At 63.7% G+C, this 22,685-nt stretch carries 17 protein-coding genes and 1 pseudogene; 6 read left to right on the top strand and 12 right to left on the bottom strand.

Annotated elements, in window-relative coordinates; translation table 11 throughout:
* Positions 1–69: 69 nt before the first annotated feature.
* The 5 genes from VE23_RS15250 to VE23_RS15270 all read right to left on the bottom strand — a co-directional run bounded on the left by VE23_RS15250 (position 70) and on the right by VE23_RS15270 (position 7,202).
* Positions 70–1,794 carry an ABC transporter ATP-binding protein gene (locus VE23_RS15250; protein ID WP_049869756.1) on the bottom strand — a complete coding sequence of 575 codons (1,725 nt, stop codon included), beginning with the start codon at positions 1,792–1,794 and terminating at the stop codon, positions 70–72.
* Positions 1,795–2,014: 220 nt separating this feature from the next.
* Positions 2,015–2,830, bottom strand: coding sequence for a winged helix-turn-helix domain-containing protein (locus tag VE23_RS15255; RefSeq protein WP_049868445.1), 816 nt, complete (start codon positions 2,828–2,830; stop codon positions 2,015–2,017).
* 194 nt (positions 2,831–3,024) lie between these two features.
* A complete protein-coding gene (locus VE23_RS15260) occupies positions 3,025–4,857 on the bottom strand; it encodes an ABC transporter ATP-binding protein (protein ID WP_084781517.1) in 1,833 nt (610 codons plus the stop codon).
* Between the two features lie 259 nt (positions 4,858–5,116).
* Entirely contained in the window at positions 5,117–5,875 is a 759-nt protein-coding gene (locus VE23_RS15265) for an AAA family ATPase (protein WP_049868446.1), read from the bottom strand.
* 43 nt (positions 5,876–5,918) lie between these two features.
* Entirely contained in the window at positions 5,919–7,202 is a 1,284-nt protein-coding gene (locus VE23_RS15270; protein ID WP_049868447.1) for a stalk domain-containing protein, read from the bottom strand.
* Positions 7,203–7,539: 337 nt separating this feature from the next.
* Here VE23_RS15270 and VE23_RS15275 point away from each other — a divergent pair, with 337 nt between their 5' ends.
* Both VE23_RS15275 and VE23_RS15280 read left to right on the top strand, forming a co-directional pair.
* Positions 7,540–12,462 (top strand): DEAD/DEAH box helicase, encoded by a 4,923-nt coding sequence (locus tag VE23_RS15275; RefSeq protein ID WP_049868448.1) that lies wholly within the window; start codon positions 7,540–7,542, stop codon positions 12,460–12,462.
* Positions 12,463–12,587: 125 nt separating this feature from the next.
* Entirely contained in the window at positions 12,588–13,373 is a 786-nt protein-coding gene (locus tag VE23_RS15280) for a helix-turn-helix domain-containing protein (RefSeq protein ID WP_049869758.1), read from the top strand.
* A 7-nt stretch (positions 13,374–13,380) separates the two neighbouring features.
* On the opposite strand, the gene VE23_RS26560 is transcribed toward VE23_RS15280, so the two are convergent.
* The 5 genes and pseudogenes from VE23_RS26560 to VE23_RS15295 form a co-directional block, all read right to left on the bottom strand.
* A complete protein-coding gene (locus tag VE23_RS26560; protein ID WP_049868449.1) occupies positions 13,381–13,587 on the bottom strand; it encodes a hypothetical protein in 207 nt (68 codons plus the stop codon).
* Positions 13,503–13,781: pseudogene (locus VE23_RS27855) on the bottom strand (helix-turn-helix transcriptional regulator); the annotation flags it as partial. The pseudogene VE23_RS27855 and the gene VE23_RS26560, both read right to left, overlap by 85 nt.
* 12 nt (positions 13,782–13,793) lie before the next feature.
* Positions 13,794–14,036, bottom strand: a complete 243-nt coding sequence (locus VE23_RS26565; RefSeq protein WP_157053972.1) for a hypothetical protein — start codon at positions 14,034–14,036, stop codon at positions 13,794–13,796.
* 79 nt (positions 14,037–14,115) lie between these two features.
* Positions 14,116–16,815 (bottom strand): choice-of-anchor I family protein, encoded by a 2,700-nt coding sequence (locus VE23_RS15290; RefSeq protein ID WP_049868450.1) that lies wholly within the window; start codon positions 16,813–16,815, stop codon positions 14,116–14,118.
* Positions 16,816–16,952: 137 nt separating this feature from the next.
* Positions 16,953–17,846, bottom strand: coding sequence for an AraC family transcriptional regulator (locus tag VE23_RS15295; protein WP_049868451.1), 894 nt, complete (start codon positions 17,844–17,846; stop codon positions 16,953–16,955).
* A 160-nt stretch (positions 17,847–18,006) separates the two neighbouring features.
* Here VE23_RS15295 and VE23_RS15300 point away from each other — a divergent pair, with 160 nt between their 5' ends.
* Both VE23_RS15300 and VE23_RS15305 read left to right on the top strand, forming a co-directional pair.
* On the top strand, positions 18,007–18,780 hold the full coding sequence (locus VE23_RS15300; RefSeq protein WP_049868452.1) for an ABC transporter ATP-binding protein: 774 nt from the start codon (positions 18,007–18,009) through the stop codon (positions 18,778–18,780).
* A 494-nt stretch (positions 18,781–19,274) separates the two neighbouring features.
* Entirely contained in the window at positions 19,275–19,730 is a 456-nt protein-coding gene (locus VE23_RS15305) for a hypothetical protein (protein ID WP_048749198.1), read from the top strand.
* A 112-nt stretch (positions 19,731–19,842) separates the two neighbouring features.
* On the opposite strand, the gene yidC is transcribed toward VE23_RS15305, so the two are convergent.
* On the bottom strand, positions 19,843–20,910 hold the full coding sequence (gene yidC / locus VE23_RS15310; protein ID WP_069202478.1) for a membrane protein insertase YidC: 1,068 nt from the start codon (positions 20,908–20,910) through the stop codon (positions 19,843–19,845).
* Positions 20,865–21,239 (bottom strand): hypothetical protein, encoded by a 375-nt coding sequence (locus VE23_RS15315; protein WP_021882194.1) that lies wholly within the window; start codon positions 21,237–21,239, stop codon positions 20,865–20,867. The genes yidC and VE23_RS15315 overlap by 46 nt, the downstream gene beginning before the upstream one ends.
* Positions 21,240–21,364: 125 nt before the next feature.
* Here VE23_RS15315 and VE23_RS15320 point away from each other — a divergent pair, with 125 nt between their 5' ends.
* Positions 21,365–22,186 (top strand): phosphotransferase, encoded by an 822-nt coding sequence (locus VE23_RS15320; protein WP_049868453.1) that lies wholly within the window; start codon positions 21,365–21,367, stop codon positions 22,184–22,186.
* Between the two features lie 92 nt (positions 22,187–22,278).
* Positions 22,279–22,470 (top strand): hypothetical protein, encoded by a 192-nt coding sequence (locus VE23_RS15325; RefSeq protein ID WP_021882196.1) that lies wholly within the window; start codon positions 22,279–22,281, stop codon positions 22,468–22,470.
* Positions 22,471–22,685 lie beyond the last annotated feature (215 nt).

The raw sequence follows: 22,685 nt of genomic DNA on the forward strand, positions 1-22,685 counted from the left end.
CTCAGCCCGGTCAAGCCGGCATGCCGGCCCCGGCCCGGACGGATCGGCCGCTCGGGCTCTGCAGCCCGGTCATACCTGCATGCCGGCGAGACGGGCGTACAAGCCGTCCCGGGATGCAAGCTCCTCATGCGTGCCCTCCTCCTCGATGCCCCGCTCCGAGAGCACGAGGATCCGGTCCGCGCTCCGGATCGTCGACAGCCGGTGGGCGATGACGAACGTCGTCCGGCTCCTCGCCAGCCGCTCCAGGCTTTCCTGGACGGCCCTCTCGCTCCGGTAGTCCAGAGCGGAGGTCGCTTCGTCCAGGATGAGAATGGACGGATTCTTGAGGAATGTCCTGGCGATGCTGATGCGCTGGCGCTGTCCGCCGGACAGCTTCACGCCCCGCTGCCCGATCATGGAGCCGTAGCCCTGCGGCAGCTCCCGGATGAAGACATCGGCGTTCGCTTTCACCGCCGCTTCCCTGATCTCCTCGTGTGTTGCATCCGGCCGGCCATAGCGGATATTCTCCGCGATCGTCCCCGCGAACAGATACGATTCCTGCTGCACGATGCCGATATGGCTGCGCAGCGACTTCAGCGTGATGTCCCTGACGTCCTTGCCGTCGATCCTCACCGTTCCTTCGGTGCATTCGTAGAAGCGGGGAATGAGGCTGCAGAAGGTCGTTTTGCCGACCCCCGAGGGGCCGACGAGAGCGATGAACTCGCCAGGGCGGGCTATGAAATCGATGCCCGACAGCACCTCCCCCTCCTCCTGCGAATAGCGGAAGCCGACGCGGTCGAATGCCACTTCTCCGCGTACATGATGAAGATCGGCGGCATGATCGGCATCTCCTATATCGGGCTGGATCTCCATCAGCTCCCGGAAGCGCTCGAATCCCGCGATTCCGTTCTGCAGATTTTGCGTGAAGTTCACCAGCATCCGGATCGGCGCCATCAAGGCGCCGATATAGAGCAGGAAGGTGATCAGGTCGGGCAGCTGCAATTCGCGGCGGCCGATCAGGTACGCGCCAACGACAACGACCAGAATCGTAAGCAGCGACACGAAGCTGTTCAGGCCGTTGAACATGACCGCCTCGGCCCAGTAGCCTTTTTTGCGGCTGTCGAAAAAGCGGCGGTTGCGGCGCCTGAACTTTTCCGTCTCGGCCTCCTCCCCGTTGAAGGCCTGCACGGTCCGGATGCCGGCGAGCGTGTCCTCGAGCTGGGCGTTGATGTCGCCGATGCGCTCCTTGCTCGTTTTCAGCGCCTTCTTCAGCTTCCCGCTGTATAGATAGACGAGCAGGAACAGTACCGGAAGAATGCCGAAAATCATCCAGGCGAGCGGGCCGCTGATCCGGCTCAGAATGAGGAAAGCGCCGATAATCCGCACCAGCGAAACAACGACATCCTCCGGCCCGTGATGGGCCAGCTCCGAAATGTCGAACAGATCGTTCGTCATGCGCGACATCAGCTGGCCGGTGCTGGCGTTGTCATGGAAGGCGAAGCTCTGCTTCTGGACATGGACGAACAGATCGTCCCGCATGTCCGCCTCCATTCGCGCGCCCATGGCATGCCCGAAGTAATCGGTATAGAAGCCGCTTGCGTACTCGACGATCATGAGGAGCACGAACACGCCGATGATCCTCGCCATCATCTCTACCGCTATCCCTTGCTCGCTGATCGCCTCGCTCGTAATGCGGTTGATCAAAATCGGGTAGGCAAGGACGACGAGGGAAGCCAGGGCGGCGAAGAACAGATCGGCGGCCAGCATGAGCCGGTAAGGCTTGTAATAGGCGAGAAAGGCTTGAAGCCATTTCATCGGGAGCACCTCCTGCGGACGCAGCTTCCTCCAGCGGAGCATGCGCCTCCTGCCCTATCGTATCCCTGTTCTCGGCGCGCTCTCTACGTAAAGGATGGCTATAGCCAAACGGAACCTGCGGAAGCCGCCATCGCACGAGGAGGAGATGGAGGCGCGGGGATGGATTTGACGGATAAAAAAAAAAGCGCCCGCGGGCGCTTCTTCCTGCCTGATGATCGTGTCAGTCCGCGAGCCGGTAGCCGACCCCTCGGACCGTCTCGATGTACATCGGAGCCAGGGCGTTGTCCCCCAGCTTGCGCCGCAGGCTCTTCACATGGACGTCGACGACGTTGCTGTTGCCGAAGAACGGCGCATCCCAGATCGTCGCCATGAGATGGTCGCGCGTCTGGACGGCTCCTTCCGCGCCGATGAAGCTGAGCAGCAGCTCATACTCCGTCTTGGTCAGATCGATCGGGCTGCCGCCGCGGAACACCGCCATGCGCTTCGTATCCAGAATCAGATCCTTGAAGCCCAGAATGCCTGGATCAGCCTCGTCTGCGGCAGGATGCCGAAGCAGCCAGTCCTGGACGAACTCCAGCGCGGCCGCAGGAGCGACGGTCGGCATGCCTTCCGAATCGAAGCCGGTGCGGAAGGCCTTCCCTTCCTTGTGCCGGTCGTCCAGAAGAACGGCCCGGCTCAGCTTGGAAGGATCGGACGTGAACGTACGGAAGCCGGGATCGCTGCCCAGCATGTCGGCCGCGCTGCCGTCGATCAGGTACAGGTCGGCCTGCAGGCTGTGCAGGACGTAATCGTCCGCGCGATGGAAGACCATCACATCGTAGCAGGCGGCGGACAAATCCCGGATCAGCTCATGCAGCAGGTTGGGATACGGGCTGATCAGCACGATCCGCCGCGTCGAGGCGCATAAGATGGGCGGCGGGGCGGCGGCCGCCGTGACGGCGGATGCTCCGGAATCAGCTGTTTTTGCAAAGCCATAGCCCGGCAGATGAAGCTGCGCGAGCTTGACCAAGTCTTCTTCGGAATAGATGCTGTTCACTCCACAATCTCCTCCTATCCGTTGCCAGTTGTGAGAGGATCGGTTCTCGTTTCTATCTCTGTCTCTATTTTCTATTTCAATCTCTATCTGTTGTGCAACCCCATGACGTTCAATCGAGAGCCGGCAGACGCGAGTCCGCCTCCCGTTCCTTGCCGGCGGCATGCCGCCGGCTGCTTCTAGTATAATTCCGGCTGTCAGCGGGGGTCAACCGCCTCCGCCGCCTCGTCTTCCTTCGGCGATCGCAGCTGGCGCAGCGCGAATTCGCGGTACAGCTCATGCGTCTCCAGCAGCTCTTCATGGGTGCCCCGCCCGGTGATGCGTCCCTTGTCCACGAACAGGATCTGGTCGGCGTCCACGACGGTCGACAACCGGTGGGCGATGACGACCGTCGTCCGCCCTTCCATCAGATTGCCGAGCGCCTGCTGCACGATGACCTCCGACTGGCTGTCGAGCGCCGAGGTCGCCTCGTCCAGCAGCAGGATGTCCGGATTGCGCAGCAGCGCCCGCGCGATCCCGATGCGCTGCCGCTGGCCGCCGGACAGCTTGATGCCCCGCTCGCCGACCTCCGTGTCGTATTTCTTCGGCAGCTCGTTGATGAAGACGTCGGCATAGGCCAGCCGGGCCGCTCTCTCCAGCTCCTCCGGCTCCGGCGCGCGGTCGATGCCGTACGTCAGGTTGTCGCGGATCGTGCCCGCTATGAGCGGGCTTTCCTGCGCCACATAGCCGATCCGGCTGCGCCAGCTGGCGAGCGAATAGTCCGCGAGCGGCACGCCGCCGATCAGCAGCCTTCCTGCCGTAGGAGCGTAATACCGCTCCAGCAGCGAGAACAGCGTCGTCTTGCCGCCCCCGCTAGGACCGACGATAGCCGTTACCTGTCCCGGCTGGATCTCGAAATCGATGCCCCGAAGAATCGGCTCGCTGCCGGCATAGGCGAACTCCAGTCCTTCGGCCGTGACGGGAGCCGACGCGCTGCGGAGCTCTTCGCCTGCGGCGAAGTCCTCCTCGGTCTCCTCCAGCGTCGCGCTGATCCGCTCCGTCGCTCCCATCGCCTTGTTGAATTGGGAGAAGAAGACCGCGATCTGGCTGACCGGCATGATGATCTGCATGAGATACAGGATGAAGGCGACGAGATCGCCTGCCGTCATCGCCCCGGACGACACGCGCACGCCGCCGTAGCCGATGATGATGACGAGCAGCATCATGATGGTGAAGGAGACGGCCGGGCCGATCCATGCTCCGACCTTGCCTTCCCGCACGCCAAGCCGGTACAAGGCGCGGATGCCCTTGAAGCCGTGCTCCAGCTCGCGCGGCTCCGCGCCTGAAGCCTTGACGAGGCGGACCTCCGACAGGACGTTGTTGATGCCGCCGGAGAAGGAAGCCGTCTCGTCCTGCGTTTCCTTGGCGATGCGGTGCATCATCATGCCGAGCGGCACCATGATGCCGGCGAGCACCGGAATCGCGATGAGCAGAATGAGCGTCATGCGCCAATCCAGCGTCAGCAGCAGGATGAACGCTCCGATCGCCGAGATGATGCTGGTGACGAAGCCGACCAGATGATCGGTGATGAGTCCGCGCACGACGCCCGTGTCGTTGGTCATGCGGCTGACCGTTTCTCCCGTCTGGTGGCGGTCGTAATAAGCGACCGGCAGCGCCATCAGCTTGCGCCACAGCCGTTCGCGCAGGCTCGCAACGACATGCTGCCCCAGCCGGGCGAGCAAATAGCTGGAATACGCTCCGGCCAGCGCTTGGATGACGAAGAATCCGGCCAGCATGACGATATGGCCCGGCTTAAGGGCGCTCAGGCTGAAGCCGTCGATGAACTGCTTGGTCACCATCGGTACGACGAGCCCTGCCGCCGTAGAAGCCAGGCTCAGCAGCAGCGCGACGGCGATCAGCTTTTTGGGCGGCTTGGACGCCATGATGAGCCTGACGAAGGAACGCCAGCCGGCCCGCTTGCCTCCTTGTCCATCGGATGAAGCGGCTTCGCCGCGCCCGCGGTAAGATGCGGTTTCGGTTGAAGATGACATGCGCCTGCAGCCCCCTTTCCCTCTATCCGTCCCGAGGGAATCTGTTTGCTCTTATTATAGGACCCGCTCAAGTTCCATTGCCACTCGGCCGGCGGCAAGCGGGAGTCCCGTTCTCCCGGTTGGGAGCTGAAGGGTCGGCGCAGCCTGTCCGGCTGCCTCCCGGAAGGAACAAAAAGAGGCGCGAGAAATTCTCGCGCCTCTCCTCATTCCCTCTGCCCGCGCCTCCGGCTCCGTCGATTCGGGAGCACGAGGATTCGGGCTATTCCTCCGTGAACAGCTCCTCCAGCATCGGACTCCGGTTGTTCAGGAACTGCCTCGTCACCCGGAAAGGCTCCGTCTCCTCCAGCGCGACCTCCTCGATGCCGCTCCCGCCGAGCTGATAGATGACGGCGTCCGGATAAGCCATCAGAATCGGCGAATGCGTGGAGATGATGAATTGGGAGCCTTGGCGGACGAGCTCGTGAATCCGGGCCAGCATCGACAGCTGCCTGGTCGGCGACAGCGCCGCCTCCGGCTCGTCCATCACATACAGTCCTCCGCCGCCGAACCGGTTCATGAAGGTCGCGAAAAAAGATTCCCCGTGCGACTGCTCATGCAGCGAGCGGCCGCCGTAGCTGTCGATGATGGAAGGGCCGCCTCCTTCACGGTCCAGCTCCTCGATGCTGCTCGCCAGATTGTAATAGCTCTCGGCCCGGAAGAAGAAGCCGTCCCGCGGCTTGCGGATTCCGCGCGCCAGCCTCAAATGACGATGAAGCTCCGAATGGGAGGCATAGGTGGAGAAGGTGAAGTTCAGGCTGCCGCCCTCGGGATTGAAGCCCCAAGCGACGGCGATGCCTTCCAGCATAGTCGACTTGCCCATGCCGTTCTCTCCGACGATGTACGTCACCTTGGGATGCAGCGCGAGCCGGTCCATCTCCCGGATGACCGGGAGCGAGAACGGGTATTCCGCGAAGGAGGGCACGCTCTCCCGCAGCAGCTGCACGCTTCTTAGATAAGCTTCCCGCTCCATTCCGCCCATGTCCTCCCTCCTCCATGCTCCAGTTGAAAATAAATCGATCTCATCAGCCCTCGGCCGGACCTCTGAGCTTGACCGTCCGTTCCAGAGCCGTCAAGGAATCGGCGTCGACCAGGCCGGGACCGAGCCGCCACAGCGCGATGCCCTTGAGGCCGTACCGCTTGGCCAGACCCGCCGGGCCCGACAGCGACAACGCCGTTTCGCTGTTGAAGTTGATGCCGAGCAGCAGCTTGCTGCGGTCGGTCTCCTTCAATGCCAGCCGGATGGCCTCGTCCACCTTGGCCAAGGGCTCCGGCTTGCCGCCTTGCTCGTAATCGTACGCCATGATCGCGATCTCGTCGGACAGCTGCGCCAGCGTTTTGTAATCATAGCCTTTGTAGGAGCCGTTCAGCGGATGCAGCGACAGCGACAGGCCGAGTCCGGCCGCCTTGGACGCAGCGCGCAGCTCCTTGACGAACACGTTGAACGACTGCGCGGCCGCCGCCTTGTCTCCGGTCATTCCAAGCCCTTCAAAGTCCAGGTCGATGGATTTGAAGCCTCCCTGCGAAGCGGCGTCGACGATGCCTTTGACCGTCTCGGCTCTCAGCGAGGAATTCCCGAGCATCTTGGTCAGCTCGCCTTTGGCATCCCCGGAGAAAACCATAAATTCCGTCAGGCCGCCCGCCGCGCCTGCGCCCGCTACGATCGACTCGGGAGTGACGTCTCCGTCGGCTTGGGGCCAGTAGAAGTCTTTGCCCTTGAGCGTGAGCCTGCCGTCTTCGCCGATCCGGCCCCAGCCGAAGGCGACCGCGTCGAAGCGGCCGAGCTGCTTCACTTGGGAATAGGATTTGATGGCATAATAGGCTTTTGTATACAGCTTCTCCGGAGGGGAAACGATCGATACGGTGCGGGTCGCCCCGTTCCAGCTCACCTGCGCCCCGAACGCGCTGCTGAAAAAGCTCAGCGGAACGAGCACCGTCCCGTTTTTCTGCACCGGGGCGGCGCCGAGCTGAGCCGCCGCGCCGTCGACCGTCGCCTGCTTGCTGCCTTGGCGCAGCACGACCTTGCGCTGGCCTTCATCCGTTGTCTTGACGGCCGTAACCGTCTTGCCGGCCGCATTCCACTCGACGGGAATCTGCAGCGCTTCGGCGATGGCCCGGAACGGCACCATCGTCGTCCCGTTCTGGATGATCGGCTGGGCCGGGAAAGCGAGCGGATACCCGTCCAGCAGGATGGTCGCGGACGGGGCCGAGCCGGCCGCGGCAGCGGTGCCGGCTTGCATGCCGCCTGAAGCCAGAATGGCTGCCGCCAGCACGGCGAGAGCGGGGCGGCGGATAGATGTTAAGATCATATGAAGACAGCCTCCTTGAGTCGAAATCGATGTCAGTCGTCGTTTCTATGCCGAATATTCCCACTAGAGTAGACGCATTCCAGTCCCGAATGTTTCACAGGGCAGCTCCATTTCATCGCTGGGCGGAGCAGCTGCGCCGGTCTCCAGTGCCGGCTTTTAAAAGGGGGCAATCGAAAATCAAGGCAAGTATCCGGCTGCGGCTAGCCGTGCTTTCGATTAGGACGGCAATGCGAAGTATAGTATCCTTAGAGGACAATGCTTAAGGCGCTACATCGCAGCCCTGCCGGCTCCACGGAGCCGATTCTTCCCTTTGATGACAAGGAGGCATGATGATTCCATGACGACCCAACGACAGCCCGATCCATCGCTGAGCCGGTTCCATCCCGTGCTTGCGGAATGGTTTGCGGGCTCTTTCGGCAGCCCTACCGATATCCAGCGACGGGCCTGGGCATCCATCGGGGAGGGGGAGCATACGCTGCTGGCCGCTCCGACCGGCTCCGGCAAGACGCTGGCGGCGCTGCTGCCCTGCCTGGACCGGGTGCTCCGCTCCAAGACGATTCCGGATGCAAGCCTGGACGGCGGCCTTGAGGCTGCCGGGGTCATGGTCGTCTATGTCACGCCGCTGAAGGCGCTGAACAACGATATTTACGACCATGTCACGGGATTCGTCGAAGAGATCGGACGCCAGTATGAACAATGGCTGGCCCATGAACATCCTGCCGGGCATGACCAGGTATTACAAAGAATTACCTGCGCCGTCCGAACCGGCGATACGCCCGCCTCCAAGCGCGCCGCCATGCTGCGCAAGCCGCCCGACGTGCTGGTGACCACTCCCGAATCGCTCTATATTCTGCTCGGCTCCGAGAAAGGGAGAACGATGCTGCGCACGACCCGCCAAGTCATCGTCGACGAGATTCACGATCTGGCGGCGGACAAGCGCGGGTCCCATCTCTCCTTGACGCTGGAACGGCTCGAGGCCTGGTGCGGCCGTCCGCTGCAGCGAATCGGATTGTCGGCGACCGTAAGGCCGATGGAGCGCGTCGCCCGCTTCCTCGGGGGATGGTCTCCCGGACCAGGCGGGGGAACGGAGGCTTCCGATTCAGCCGCCCCTCTTCTCTCGCCTGACCAGGACGGAGTCGGGGTCCCGGCCCATCCGCTCGGCTATCTCCCCCGTCCCGTCGCCATCGTGGAAAGCGCGATGCCCAAGGCGATGCAGGTATCGGTCACGATGCCCGACCACAGCCGGCTGCACCGGACCCGGGAATCCGTCTGGTTCCCGATCATGGACCGGCTGCTCCAGCTCATGGAGGGAAGCCGCTCGACGCTGGTCTTCGTCAACAGCCGGCGGCTGGCCGAGCGGCTCTGCCTGCGGCTGAACGACTATACGGGCCGCGAGATGTGCCGCGCCCATCACGGAAGCATGGACCGGACTCGCCGCCTCGAGGTCGAGCGGCTGCTCAAGGCGGGCGAGCTGCGCTGCATCGTCGCCACCTCGTCGCTGGAGCTCGGCATCGACGTCGGCCACGTCGATCTCGTCATCCAGGTCGACTCGCCGCTGTCGGCCGCCTCCGGCATCCAGCGGATCGGCCGCGCCGGCCACGGAGTCGGCGAGGCGAGCCGCGGCGTCATCCTCGCCCGCCAGCGCGGAGCGCTGCCGGAAATCGCGGTGCTCAGCCGCATGATCGCCGAGCGCGACATCGAGCCGATCGAGATTCCCCGCGACCCGCTCGACGTGCTGTCGCAGCAGGCTGTCGCCATGGCTTCCGGCGGCGAGTGGACCGGGGAGGCCATGCACCGCCTGATCGCAGGAAGCGACAGCTACCGCACCTTCCCGCGCGGCAGGCTGGAGTCGATGCTGGCCGTGCTGGCCGGCTTCTATCCCTTTTCCCGGCCGCTGCTGGAGTGGGACCGGGGCTCGGACACGATCGGGCCGCGCAGCAACAGCTCCATGGCGGCGGGTACGGGAGCCGGCACGATTCCGCAGAGCAGCGCTTATCCCGTCCATCATGCCGACAGCCGCGCCCACATCGGAGAGCTGGACGAGGAGTTCATCCAGGAGAGCCGGGTCGGCGACGTGTTCCAGCTCGGCACGAACTCCTGGATGATCCGCCAGATCAGCAAGGACCGCGTTTATGTGACCGAGACGTCGAACAGCTTCAGCGAGATTCCATTCTGGCGCAACGAAGCCGGCTCCCGCTCCTACCTGCTTGGCAGGAGGGTGGCGGAGCTGTGGACGGAGCTGCTGGAGAGGCTGGAGCAGGGAGATGAAGCGGCTTTCCAGACGGGAAGTCCGGGCATTCCTGCGGAGCGGAAGGCGGAGAGTCCGGGCATTCCTGTCGAGCGTAAGGCGGGGAGTCCGGGCATTCCTGCCGAGCGGAATACCGTCCATTCCGAAGACTCCGTTCCCGGAATGGACAGCCTTGAGGACGGCAGCGCCTTGCCGGACGAGCCGGTCCATCCCGGAGACGAAGCCGTCATCTCCGAGCTCATGGAGCGCAGCGGCATGGATGACCGCTCCGCGCGGCAGCTGGCCGCCCTCGTCCGCGCCCAGGCCGCCTCAGGCGTCAGGCCGACCCGCAAACGGATCGCCGTCGAGGTGTACAAGGATATTTCGAACCAGACCCACATCGTCATCCATAATTCCTGGGGACGCCGCGTGAACCGGACTTGGCAGCTCGCCATCGAGCGCAGATTCGAGGAGACGCTGCCCTATCGCCTGTACGGCAACGCCAAGGACAACGGAATCGAGTTCGTGCTGCCGGAATGGGAGCCTTCCTGGCTCCAGGCCGTCCATTCCGTCTCCTCGGACAACCTGGCGGAGCTGCTGCTCGCGGCCATTCCCGGCTCCCCGCTGCTTGCCGTCGCCTTCCGGCGCATCGCCGAGACGTCTCTGCTGCTGGCCCGAAGCTTCACCCGCACGCCGATGTGGCAGATGCGGCTGCGCAGCGAGGAGCTGCTGCGCGCCGCCCTTCCCTACGGAGACCGCTTTCCCTATCTCGCCGAGGCGATGCGCGAATGCATGAACGTCTACCTCGATCTCGGGCGGCTGAGAGAGCTGCTGCGGGAAATCGAGAGCGGCGGCATCGCGCTTGAGGTCGTTCATACCTCTCGCCCGTCGCCGCTCGCTTCCCAGTTCGCGGCGGATTACGTGAATATGCGCATCTACGAGGGCGACGGCCTGGATGGCGCCGTCCGCGCCCAGCTGCTGCAGATGAGCCGCGAGCTCGCCGGCGAGCTGTTCGGCGCCGAGGCTCTGCGGGGCGCGGTCGCTCCCGAGGTGCTGGAGGCGGAGCGCGAGCGGCTGGGACAGCCGGCAGCCGGCCTGCGCAGCGAGGACGATCTGTACCAGCTGCTCAAGCGGCGGGGCGATCTGGAGCCGGACGAGCTGCTCCGGCTGGCATCGTCCGCTGGCGGCCCGGACGAGCCCGCCTCAGCCGAGCCTGCCGGCCGGGCCGAGGCGGATGGCTGGCTCGCCGCGCTGCGAAGCCAGGGAAGAGTCGCCGCCTACACGCCCGGCGGCTCGGCCGAGGAACGTCTCATTTGCGCGGACGAGACCGGCGTGTATGCGGCCTTTCCGCAGGACGAGGACTCCGTGTCGTTCATTGTCGAGCGGTACATCTCCCATCGCCTTTCCTTCACGGCGGAGGAGCTGGCGGAACGCTATCCGGCCCTCGGCTCCGATGGAGCCGGCAGGCTGATTACCCGGCTGCTGGATGCCGACCGGATCCAGCCCGCCCCGTTCGCGGCGGAGGGTGAGCGCCTGTACGCCTCGAGCCTGATTGCGGCGCGGGTCGTGCGGCTCTCCGTCCAGCATGCGCGCAGCCGCAGCGAGGCGGCCGACGCCGTCCGCTGGTGCGGCCAGATGGCGCTCCGCCAGCATGCGCTGCAGGGCAGCCAGCTGCGGGGCGAGCATGGCCTGCTTCAGGTGCTGCAGTCGCTGCAGGGCTTCTTCTTCCCGCTGTCCCACTGGGAAAGCTTCATTCTCCCTTCGCGCCTCGCCGCCTACCGGCCCGAGGAGCTCGACCTGCTCTGCGCCTCGGGGGAGGTGCTGTGGCTCGGGCGCAAGGAGGCGGGTGAAAAAGAAGGCAAAATCGCCTTTTTTCTGCCGGAATCCCGGGAGCTTTACGCGCCTTATTTGCCGAAGGACGGCAGCTCCGCCCATCCCGCCCTGCTGAAAACGCTCCAAGCCGGCGGCGCTTCCTTCCTGGCCCGGATCGCGCGCGAGATGGACCTGCCGCCTTCGGAAGTGCAGGAGCAGCTGCTGGAGCTGGTCTGGGAAGGGCTGGTCTCGAACGACCAGTTCGCCCCGCTCAGAGCCGTCTCCTCCGCCAAGCCCCGCTCGCCCAAGGGCCGGCCGGGAGCCTGGGGAGGCTCCGGTCTCGGCCGCTGGTTTTGGACCGGCTCGCTGGACGCCGGAACAGGCGGCTCAGGCGCCGGGACGGCCGGACGCCCGGCTGCGGCTGACGGCGCCGAAGCACCGGGAGGCCCGCCATCGGCCATCGCGGCATCCGCCCGCCCAGGCGCTGCCGGAACCGCCGCCGCTCCAGGCGGCTATCGGTCAACTTCCGGGACATCCAGCCATGAGGCGGCGGAGCCTCCTGCAGCTGCCGGCCGTCAGCTCTCCTCGCCTGCCGAGGACTCGCCTGCGCTGCGCTGGATCAACCATCTGCTGGAATCGTACGGAATCCTCTCCAGAGATCTCGTCTCCGCCGTCTCTCCCTTCTCCTGGGACGAGCTGCTGCCGCTGCTGAAGCGGCTGGAGGAATGGGGCGTGCTGGTCCGCGGCTTCCTGATCGCCGGCATGCCGTCCATGCAGTTCGCCACCCGCGAAATGGCCGAGGCGGTCCGCCGTCCCCTCCCGCAGGACACGGACCGCAGCCTGACCGTCCTGTCGGCTGCCGATCCCGCCAATCCGTTCGGGCTAGTCGCCGACTGGCCGCAGGAGGGCAAGGGCGTCTTTGCCCGCAAGCCCGGCAACTATCTCGTGCTGGAGAACGGCCGCTGGCTGTACTGGATCGAGAACAACGCGCGCAAGATCCATCCGCTCTCCGCTCCAGCAGGCGAGCCGGCGCGAGAAGCCGAGGTGCTGCAGGAAATCCTGCGCACGATCGCGGTGCGGCAAGGCCTCTCGCGCGTCATCGTCGAGCAGTGGAACGGAAGCCCCGTCGACGATACGCGCGGTGCCGGGCTTCTCCGGGATCTGGGAGCCGAGAAGGACCGCCACCGCTTCGTATTATGGAAGAGCCAGCTGAAGGTGTGAACGGGACCGTTTGGAAGCCAAAAAAATCTTTTCCATTTCCATTCCATATGATAGAATGAGAACAAATGTTCGAATTCGGAGCTGTCGCAGGCTTGACGCCGGCGCGGGCGGAGGAGGATCCTTCCATGGTGCCTTGCAGTGAGATCGACCAGGTTATCGCCTACATTCACCGGCACCTATTCGACCCGATGCCGCTTGCCCGGCTGGCCAGGCACATTTCCTACAGCCCCTCGCATTTCGCCCGGCTGTTCAAGGAACGCACCGGACTGACGCCCTTGTATTACGTGTCCTCCATCCGTCTTGAGCGGTCCAAGGACATGCTGCTCCGCACCCATCTGAGCGTCCGGGACATCGGCCTCGAGATCGGGCAGCAGAGCCTGGGCACGTTCACGACCCGCTTCACGCAGCGCGTAGGGGTATCCCCCGCCGAATTCCGCCAGTCGATTACCAGCGCGGATCGGGATTTCGAGTCTCTTCGGCGGCTGAGAGACTGGCGGCAGCCTGCCGCTCCGATCTTCATGGAGGGGGGCGTAAGCGGCACCATCAAGGCCATGGTTCCGTTCGAAGGCTTCGTCCTCGTCGGCTTGTTCGCCAAGCCGATTCCGGAAGGCCTCCCTTTGTACGGCACGCTGGTCCGCTATCCCGGCAGCTTCCGCTTCGACGGCGTGAAGCCGGGAACCTATTACCTGATGGCCACCTCTATTTCCTGGACGATGGGGAGGATGGACATGCTGCTGCCGGAGACGACTCTTCGCAGCCGCGGCAAGGCGCCGCTCGCCGTCCTCCCGGGCGTCCCCGTCCCGCCTCAGGAGGTGCTGCTGCATGAGCCCCGGCTGGATGATCCGCCGATCCTGGTCTCCTTGCCTCTGCTCATGAACAACTTCCTGAGCAAGGCTCGGCAAGGATTCTGATCCGATTCTAGGCATGGTCGTTTGCTTGCAAAGGCACGAATAGATCGGCGGGCACATCCTCCCGCTGCACCTCGATGCCCGTCTTTTTCGCATAGTCCTGGAACAAGAGCATGTCCTTATACGGGCCGTTCAGCGGCGCGCGCTGCGTGAACGTCTTCGGCTTGATCGGCGACTTCGCGATCGGAAAGCCGGTGTCGTTGATATCGGCCTCCATGGGCCGGCCGCCCGGTCCTGCCCCCTCTGCAGGCGGGAATCGGATGGAGAGATGCCGTAATGGCGGCAAAACGCTCCCGAAAAAGCGTACAGGTCCGAGTAGCCAAGCGACAGCGAAACCTCCGTAACGGAAAGATCGTCTGCCGCAAGCAGCTCGGCGGCTTTGTCCATTCGCCTTCTGAGCAGGTACGCCTTGGGACTCCTGCCCTAGCGGCGGCTGAATTCCGCGTAGAGATGGGAGCGGTGCACGCCGGCCATCCTCGCGATGTCCGAGATCCGGGTCGACTCCATGCAGTGGTGGCAGTGCGTCCGCACGGATGACGGCGTCGTGAAGAGAACAGCCGCAAATCCTGCAGGGATGAGAAAAGCGTCTCCCCGCTTGTCGGGTGAGACGCTTGATAGAGGCGCGATGACCTTGCGCAGGATGCGATGAATGTGCTCGGAGGGCACGATAACCCCACGCAGAGGGTGCGTTGACCCTGCTCAGAGGGGCGATAACCCCGCGCAGAGAGCATGGCTCGCCTGCGGCTCAGCGTCCTTGCTGCGGCAGCTGAAGCAGGCGAAGAAGCACGACCGCCGCTTCGGCGCGGGTCGTCTGTGCTGCCGGCGCGAAGCGCCCGCCTTCGCGGCCCTGGAGCAGGCCGGCCGCTTGTGCGGACGCGGCTGCAGCGCGCGCCCAGGCCGGAATGAGCGCCGCATCGGAGAAGCCGGACGCTGCGGCTTTGCCGCTTTCGAGCCCTGCCGCGCGGCTCAGCAGCACAGCCAGCTCGGCGCGGGTGACGCGCTGTTCGGGACGGAAGCTGCCGTCCTCGTAGCCGGACACCAGCCCGCGCTTGGCAGCCTCAGCGGCGAATGCCCGGCCCCAGGCCGGAATGGAGGCGCCGTCGGAAAAGCCGGACGCTCCAGCCGGACCGGGCTCTTTTACTCCCATGGCGCGAAGCAGCATGACGGTGAGCTCCAGCCGGGTAACCGGCTCGTTCGGACGGAAACTGCCGTCGGCGTAACCGGTCAGCAGCCCTTGGGCGGATGCTTGGCGGATGGAATCCGAGGCCCAGTGGCCGCTGATGTCCCGGAACAGCGGAGCCGAAGGGGACGGCGTCGGCGCCGGGCTGGCCGTCGGAACGGCGGAAGGACTCGAAGACGCCGATGGCGCTGGCGTAGCCGATGGCACCGGAGTTGCCGTCGGCGTCGGCGTGCCGCTCGGTGTCGGCGTGCCGCTCGGCGTCGGCGTGCCGCTTGGCGTCGGCGTGCCGCTCGGCGTCGGCGTCGCAGCCGCTACCTTCACCGCAGCCTCGGCGGCGCCGTAGCCGTCGGCGCTCACGGCGCGGATGACGGCTGTGCCGGCTTTATGCCCGGTCACCTTGCCGGAACCATCGACGGAGGCGATGTCCGGCGCGGAGGAGGTCCACGTCACCGCGCCGTTGTCCGAGCCGTACGTGCCCGCTGCCACTGTCGCCTTCAGCGATGCGGCGTCGCCGCCTGCCGTCAGGGCGATATCGCTGCGGTCCAGCGTCACCCGGGTCGTGTTGAGCTGAAGCACGCCGACCGTGCCGCTGACTTCAAAGGCGACCAGCAGCAGCGGCTGGCCCGTAGGGCTGTCCGTGGCGGAGATGAATTCGATGCCTTCCGGCGCCGTATCCGAAGCAAGCGGATCGCCGGCTCCAAAATCGCGGGTGTTCGTGTAGTTGACGAAACGGGCGTCTTCCGGATTCGTCACGTCGTACGTCATCACTCCGCCCACACGCTCCAGGCCGATAAAGGCCAACGTCCGGTCGCCGACATGTCCGATTTTCACATCCTCGGGCTCCGGCCCTTTTTTGGGACTGCGGGAATCCATGTCGGGCTTGTCGTTGGAGGCGTTGAAGTTGTTCGGCAGGCGCTCGGCCGTAATCCGCTCGAAGCCGCTGCCGCTGTCATACACCTGCTTCATCGAAGCGGCGTCCCAGACGGAGAAGGAGCGTCCTCCGTACATGTAAATACCGTCCTTGGCCATGTCGCTCGACGCCTCGACCTTGTCGTAGACGGTCGTTCCGTTCAGGAACCTCGCAGCCGCCGAGTTCGGATCCAGAGCGGCCTTCAGATCCTTGACGGTCGAGCCGTTCTTGCGGCCGGGGAAGTCGGTGGCGTCGCCCTCATTGCCGGTGATCAGATACGTTTTGCCCCCGGCCTGGAAGGATGCGATGCCGTCCGGCATGTATTGTCCGAAGAACGGGACGTTCTCCAGCGAGATCTTGCCGTCCTTGAGCAGGTCGAGCGCATTTTCCGGCTTGCTGAAATCCTTGAAGCCCAGCCCCTTCACCGAAAGGAACTTGCCGGATGCGATGTCCAGCTCCGCGACGGCGTTGTTCTCCTGCAGCGTCACATAAGCCGTGGCCGCATCCCCGGACAAGGCGATATATTCCGGCTCCAGATCCGTGAGCGCCCGCTCCTTCGTTCCCGGCCCCGTAATCAGCCCCTTTGCGTCCGCATCGCCGCGAATATGAACGAGATCGTCGATGATGGAGGGATCGTCGAACTTCGCATGGCGCACCGAATGCGATTGGCGGTCGACAATGGTGACGCTGCCTTCGGGATCGATGCCGGCCTCGCGCGGCTCGCCTTCGTTGGCCGTCAGCACGTAACGCCCGTCCGGCGTCGACTTCACCATATCCGGCTGGGAGCCCGCCTCATATGTCCGAATCAGCTTGCCCTCGTAGTCAAGCTCCAAAATACGGCCCGGATCCCCGGCACCCTTGGCCTGCACGGCGGCGAATACGCGGCCCGCGGCCGTATTGATATCCACGCTCGTCAAGTCCCCGTACAGGAATCCGCTCTCCTGCTCGGCAAGCGCCCGGATGTCGATCTGCTTCTCCTTGACCATCTGTCCCTCGGCCAGCTTGACGATGTCGAGGCTCGGCGGGTTGCCCGAGCCGTTGACGAGGTAGAACCTTCCGTTGTCGCGGTTGTATTTGACGATCTCGGCTACGCCGCCGTCCTTGTTCGTGACCCCTTCGCTGTAGGAGCCGATCTTCGTGACGCTGAACAGGTCCTTATAAACGGCAGCCGAAGCTGTCGGTACATCGGCAGCGTCGGCTGCCGGCGCGGCCAAGGCTTGTCCGACGATGGAGGCCGGCTCCGCGCCGCCCTCCTGTGCGGTGCCGATTCCGGCGGGCAGCAGCGCCATCGCCGCAGCCGACAAGCTGAGCGTAAGCCCCAGCGTGCGGCTCATTTTGCGTTTGTAGCGGTTCATCTTCCGTTTCCCCCTCTGATGCGGACATGCCGGTACCAGGCCTGCTGCCCGCTTTGCTTCCTGCCTGTCAGCATATCAAGGAGATGTAAAGGAGGAATCACATCCATGTTAAGAATTCATGAAGGCCGCACGCCCTTTCACCAGCGGCTGCGGTAAGCCTGCGGCGTCGTGCCCGCGAGCTTCTGGAACGAGCGGTAGAACTGGCTGGGGCTGGAGAAGCCGAGCTCCCCGCTGATATGGGACACGGAATCCGAAGAGCGGGAGAGCCGGTCCTTCGCCTTTTCGATGCGCAGCCGCAGCAAGTATTGGTAAGGCGTCAGCCCCGTCTCGGCCCGGAACGACCGGATAAAGTGGAACCGGCTCAAGCAGGCGATCGAGGCGAGCTCTTCAATTGTGATTCGGCCGGCGTAGCCTTCCTTCATGAAGTCGACGACTTTTTGCATGCAAGGGCTTGCGGCGGTCGGAACCGCCGAACCTGACGAGCCACCGGCGGCAATCTCTGCACAAGCGGAGCCGGATTCGGGAGCAAGCAGGGGAAACCCGGCTAATCCCGCGCCCGGCTGCTCTTGCCGAGCTTCAGTCCCGGGGGCGGCCGAGAGAATCCCGTTCATGTACGCCATGATTTCCCGCTCGGTCCCCCGGACATCACTTTCCCCGGCAAGCTGCGCCTTCATCAATTGGCCGGACCAGATGCGGAAGCGGCGCGACAGCGCTTCGGCATCGAAGCTCTTGGCCATATTCTCGTAAGGATGACCGGAGGAAGCGGCTGGCGCCGCCACAGCGTCCTCCCGGCATTTCAGGATGATCACCGACGCCCCCTTCTCCAGCCGGAAGTGATGCAGAGCCCGGGGCGGCTGCACCAATCCGCTGCCCGGCTTCAGCCCCCAGGCTCTGCCGTCCTGGATGAACTCGCAGCTGCCCTGGACCGGAAGCGTCAGCTGCACCCAGTCTTCATGGATGTGGGGCGTATTGGCGAAGCCTTCGGCGCCTCTCCAGAGCTCGACCGCTCCGGTCTGAAACATCATTTCCATCCGCCCTTCGCCCCCTGTAGCGATTATTGCGGCCGGCAGTTCCGCATCATTCGCGGGTGACGCATCGGGCCGTTTAGGGTTACGATAGGAGGATAAGCGGCGCTTGTCAATGGACGGGGACGGGCGGCAGAGAAGAAACGGAAAGGAAGTCTGAACCACCATGATCATCGAATTGAACCATGTGTCGTGGCGAAGGGAGCAGCGCGTGCTGCTCCAGGACATCAGCTGGCAGGTGAAGCCGGGAGAGCACTGGGCGCTGCTCGGCCTCAACGGGTCGGGCAAAACGACGCTGCTCAACATCATTTGCGGCTACATCTGGCCCTCGGAGGGTTCGGTCGAGGTGCTCGGAGAGCGGTACGGCGAAGTGGATCTGCGGGAGCTGCGCAAATCCATCGGGTGGGTCAGCAACTCGCTGCAAGAGAAGCTGTACAAGACCGACCGCGCCCAGCTTGTCGTCATCAGCGGCAAGCATGCGACGATCGGACTCTACGACAAGGTGCAGGAGGAAGACCTCGAGACGGCGCGGGAGCTGATGGCGACGCTCGGCTGCGCCCATTTGTGGGATCGGGAATACGGCACCTGCTCGCAGGGCGAGAAGCAGAAGCTGCTCATCGCCCGCGCCCTGATGGCTCGCCCGCGCATCCTCATCCTGGACGAGCCTTGCAACGGCCTCGACCTGTTCTCGCGCGAGCGGCTGCTGGAGAGCATCGACGGGCTGGCGCGGCAGCACGACGCCCCTTCGCTGATCTACGTCACGCATCATACGGAGGAGATCCTGCCTGTCTTCGGCCATGCCCTGCTGCTGCGCAGAGGAGAGGTGTTCCGCAGCGGCAGCACGGGCGACGTGCTGACAGACGGAACCCTGAGCCGGTTTTTCGAGGCCCCCGTCGCCGTGGAGCGCCATGGCGACCGATATTTTGTCCGCGCTGAATAGCAGAGCAGGAGAGCTGCTGGAGCAGCCTGCGGCGGTATGTTTTTTCTGTTTCCCGACCCTATGGAGATGAATCCGCAGCTCCGATAGAAAGCAAAAAAGCCCGGCATGCCGGGCTTTTTGTCATGGAGCTTGCAGAGCTTCCTTGCCCCGCTCCGCTGCGTCGGCCAGCTGTTCTTGACCCTGGGATTCCTGCCAGGGCGGAAAAGCGGCGGCTGCGACAAGCCCCAAGCCCTGTTGCCCAGGCCATGCATTCCAGCCCCTTCGGCAAAATAATGTACTACAACCCGAACAAGGAGCAAATATTAGGATGATCTTCACAAAATAGACGCATCCGCGAGATGACCGGCAACTGTCACATTCCGTCCTTTGCATCGCCGGCGGCGCAGCCTTTACACTGGAATCAATACGCAAGCCTCTGCATCTTTTCGCCTGTGCGCCTATGCGATCCCTCTGAAGCCCATTCATGATCAACTTACGATAAAGGAGCTGCCGCCATGTACCGCTCGAACCGAATACGGCCTGCTGGCCGCCTGTTTACGCTTCTGGTCCTTTGCGCCATCCTGCCCTCCCTTCTGCTGGCGGGCTGCAACTTCTCCTCCCCCGTGTCCGGAGGGTGGAAAACCCGCAGCGCCACCGAAGGTCTGGAAATCATGGCGAACAAGGACAACTGGAAGAAGTTCACCTATCGGGTCACGCTCGAGAATGTCAGCGAGAAGCCGATTGAAGTCGAATGGGTCGAGCCCGTGCTGAAAGGCAATCTCCTGCTGAACGATCCTGGGCGCTCGCTGCGCAAGGAGATCGCCCAGACGGTAGACGAAGGACAGCGCATAACGCTCGAGGACAGCTTCGAGTTCAATGCGAAAAACGTCAACCTCGGCGAGTCTCAGAACGTGAAGGCGATGCTGGTGAAGGTAAAAGGCGCCGACGAGCCTGTCGAGGTCCAGGTATAGGCCTGCAGGCACGCGCAATCCGCAGGCGGTTTTCATGCACGACGCACAAAAAAAGCCTTCATTCCGCACGTCGGCGGAATGAAGGCTTTTCCCGTTGTAGCGGCAAGCCCGTCTAGCGCTTGCCCGGCTTGCGTCCTTGGCGCGATCCGCCGCTGCCCCGGTCGCCGCCGGAGCTGCCGCGCGGCTTGGAGCCGCCGCCGTCGCCCTTGGCCCGTGCAGCTTGGCGCTGCTGGGCAAGGCCCGTTCCGGCGGCCGCCGAGACCGACGCTCCGCCGCCCGCCAGCGCGAGCCCGCCGGGAGCAGCCGGACCGCTGTCCGCCGCCTCCGGATGTCCGGGCTCCGCCAAATGGCGGAACAGCCGCTGCCCAAGCAGCGTCTGCAGGATGACGATGATGCCGCCGACGGCCCAGTACAGCGGCAGCGCTGCGGGAGCCGTGAAGGAGAAGAAGCCCATCATGATCGGCGATAGGTACATGATCCAGCCCATTTGGCGCTGCATGTCCGTCTGTTCGACGCCTCTCTGGGATACTTTGGCTTGCACGAAGTATACGGCGGCGGCCAGGAAAGGCAGGATGATGTCCGGCTTGCCCAGCTGGAACCACAGAAACGTGTGGCTGGCCAGATCGGGGCTCATCCGAATGGCGTAATACAGCCCCGTCAGAATCGGCAGCTGGATCAGCATCGGCAGGCAGCCGATGGCCAGCGGATTGTAGCCGTGCTTTTTGTACAGCTCCATCATTTCCTGCTGCTGCTTCTGCATCGTCTCCGGCGACTTGTCGGCATGGCGCGCCTTGAGGTCGTCGAGCTCCGGCTGCATCCTCTTCATCTTGCCCTTCATGATCTGCTGGCTCCGGTACTGCCGGAGCATGAGCGGCATGAGCACGAGACGCACGAGCAGCGTGACGGCGATCAGGGCGAGGCCATAGTTGTCGCTGAAGAAAGAAGCGAGGTGCTCCAGCACCCAGGATAGCGGATAAACGACGTAATGGTTGAAAAATCCCGGTGTATCCGAGTCGATGGTTCCTTTGGCTCCGCATCCCGCGAGCAGCAGCAGGCTGCCCGCGGCGGCGATCGCCTTGGCCGGACGGCTCCAGAATTTGCGCTTGCGCGGAGCTTCGTTCCGGCGGTTGTTCGTTACCTCATCCGCAACCGCGAATCGGCGGTCCTTGTTCGTGTCCATGAATAATATCCTCCCCATTCGTTGGCTGAGCGGCCTTGGAATAGGGAGAGGCAATCCGCTCCGTCATCATCGGGGGAATCCTTGCGCTTGGACAGGCGGACCAGCCGCAGCCGCAGCGGGCTTGGAATCGCGGCGCTCTTCGGCGCCCCCGGAGGCGCGAAGCGCACTCCGGAGGGGCGCCAGCCGCCATCCTGGACGGCATCATGGAACCAGGCAAAATAATAATAAGCCGCGGAGCAGACGATGCCGATGGACCAGATCCACGACAGCAATTCATGAAGCTCGAACAATAAACTCACCTCCCGGTTCAAGTACCTTGAGCGTACCATAACCGGGCTCTCCCGCGCTACAGAGGCCCGATTCCTTGTCTGGGAGAAGAAGGATTATGGAATCGTTTCCAGAATAGGTATTTTGTACGAGAACCTTGCCTCTAGGATCGGAGATGAAAATACCCATGGAGCATGCACCCGGAGCGGTACTGGCACAGGGCCGTACCGCGCAAATCCGTCTTTATGGGCAGAACCGCCTGCTGAAAATCTTCAAGGAAGGCATGCCGCGCGCCTATGCCGAGTTCGAATTCAAGGCCGGACGCTTCGCGGTCAAAGCCGGCCTGCCCACTCCCAAGCCGGAGCAGCTGCTGGAATGGGAAGACCGCCCCGCCATCGTCTACGAGCGCCTGTCCGGCAGCACGATGCTGCGCCGGCTCGTTCAGAAGCCGTGGAATCTTTTCCGCGATGCGGCTCATATGGCTCGTCTACATGTAGCCGTGCACCGTACGGGCGCCGGACCGGACTCCGGGCTGCCCTGCCTCAAGGAAGCGCTGCGGGAGAAGATCGAAGCGGCGCCTATTTTGTCCCGCGAAGAGAAGGCAGGCGTTCTCGCCAGCCTGGACAAGCTGCCCGTCGGCCGCCAGCTTCTCCACGGCGACCTTCATCCCGACAACATCATGATCGACGGCCGCAAAGGCTGGATCATCGACTGGATGACCGCCAGCTACGGCCACCCTGCCGCGGATGCCGCCCGCACCGTGCTCATGCTGCGCACGGGCTCGCTCCCGGAGGAGTCCTCTCGCGCCTTCGAGCTCATTCTGACCTCCGTCCGCAGATTGCTGCTCTCCCGCTATCTTCGCACCTACCTGCGGCTGAGCGGCTTGGAGCGCGGAGAACTCGAAGCCTGGATGCCGGTTCTCGCTGCCGCGAGGCTCGCCGAATGGCTTCCGCCCGACGAGAAGCTGTCCCTTGCGGGCATCGTCCGCGACAGCCTGCGGCCCGCCTGATGATCCGGTTTCACGGGTTCTGATTAGGTTGATTGAATATAGGAGAAACTGAATCTATCCGAGTTCACTGTAGGAGATGGAGGATCCGCCTTATGTCTACCTGGACGCTGCGGTATGCGGATGGGCAGGATGAGCAGCAGCCGGAGCTCGTGTTCCAGCGCCAATCCGAGCTGAATGACTATATCCAGTCGCTGACGGTCAGCGACGTGCTTCGAATTCGCGTCTACGACGCGGATATGCGCAATATGTGCGGAAAAACGTATGTGTATCATTATTTGCTCTGAATCGGCATCCATACGCTTCGCTTGTCCGGTCCTGCCAGATGGCAGGGCTTTTTTGCCCAAGCCGGCAGGCCCTTCGACCTGCAGCCAGGGAAAGGAAAGGGAGCGACCGCATGAATGCGAAGATGGTCCCGATGAATGAAATTTCCCAAAGGTGTCCGTTACCGACTTTCTGCTTTCTTGATGCAGGCCGTTTGAGCTTATCCCTGATTGCAATG

The sequence above is a fragment of the Paenibacillus sp. D9 genome, from assembly GCF_001188365.1.
Lineage (GTDB): Bacteria > Bacillota > Bacilli > Paenibacillales > Paenibacillaceae > Paenibacillus_O > Paenibacillus_O humicus.

What these genes read in the sequence shown, in the direction of transcription:
- VE23_RS15250 (WP_049869756.1), bottom strand. Translation starts at nt 1,794, where the DNA reads ATGAAATGGCTTCAAGCCTTTCTCGCCTATTACAAGCCTTACCGGCTC.
- VE23_RS15260 (WP_084781517.1), bottom strand. Translation starts at nt 4,857, where the DNA reads ATGTCATCTTCAACCGAAACCGCATCTTACCGCGGGCGCGGCGAAGCC.
- VE23_RS15265 (WP_049868446.1), bottom strand. Translation starts at nt 5,875, where the DNA reads ATGGGCGGAATGGAGCGGGAAGCTTATCTAAGAAGCGTGCAGCTGCTG.
- VE23_RS15270 (WP_049868447.1), bottom strand. Translation starts at nt 7,202, where the DNA reads ATGATCTTAACATCTATCCGCCGCCCCGCTCTCGCCGTGCTGGCGGCA.
- VE23_RS15275 (WP_049868448.1), top strand. Translation starts at nt 7,540, where the DNA reads ATGACGACCCAACGACAGCCCGATCCATCGCTGAGCCGGTTCCATCCC.
- VE23_RS15280 (WP_049869758.1), top strand. Translation starts at nt 12,588, where the DNA reads ATGGTGCCTTGCAGTGAGATCGACCAGGTTATCGCCTACATTCACCGG.
- VE23_RS26560 (WP_049868449.1), bottom strand. Translation starts at nt 13,587, where the DNA reads ATGGAGGCCGATATCAACGACACCGGCTTTCCGATCGCGAAGTCGCCG.
- VE23_RS15290 (WP_049868450.1), bottom strand. Translation starts at nt 16,815, where the DNA reads ATGAACCGCTACAAACGCAAAATGAGCCGCACGCTGGGGCTTACGCTC.
- VE23_RS15295 (WP_049868451.1), bottom strand. Translation starts at nt 17,846, where the DNA reads ATGGAAATGATGTTTCAGACCGGAGCGGTCGAGCTCTGGAGAGGCGCC.
- VE23_RS15300 (WP_049868452.1), top strand. Translation starts at nt 18,007, where the DNA reads ATGATCATCGAATTGAACCATGTGTCGTGGCGAAGGGAGCAGCGCGTG.
- VE23_RS15305 (WP_048749198.1), top strand. Translation starts at nt 19,275, where the DNA reads ATGTACCGCTCGAACCGAATACGGCCTGCTGGCCGCCTGTTTACGCTT.
- yidC (WP_069202478.1), bottom strand. Translation starts at nt 20,910, where the DNA reads ATGGACACGAACAAGGACCGCCGATTCGCGGTTGCGGATGAGGTAACG.
- VE23_RS15315 (WP_021882194.1), bottom strand. Translation starts at nt 21,239, where the DNA reads ATGGTACGCTCAAGGTACTTGAACCGGGAGGTGAGTTTATTGTTCGAG.
- VE23_RS15320 (WP_049868453.1), top strand. Translation starts at nt 21,365, where the DNA reads ATGGAGCATGCACCCGGAGCGGTACTGGCACAGGGCCGTACCGCGCAA.
- VE23_RS15325 (WP_021882196.1), top strand. Translation starts at nt 22,279, where the DNA reads ATGTCTACCTGGACGCTGCGGTATGCGGATGGGCAGGATGAGCAGCAG.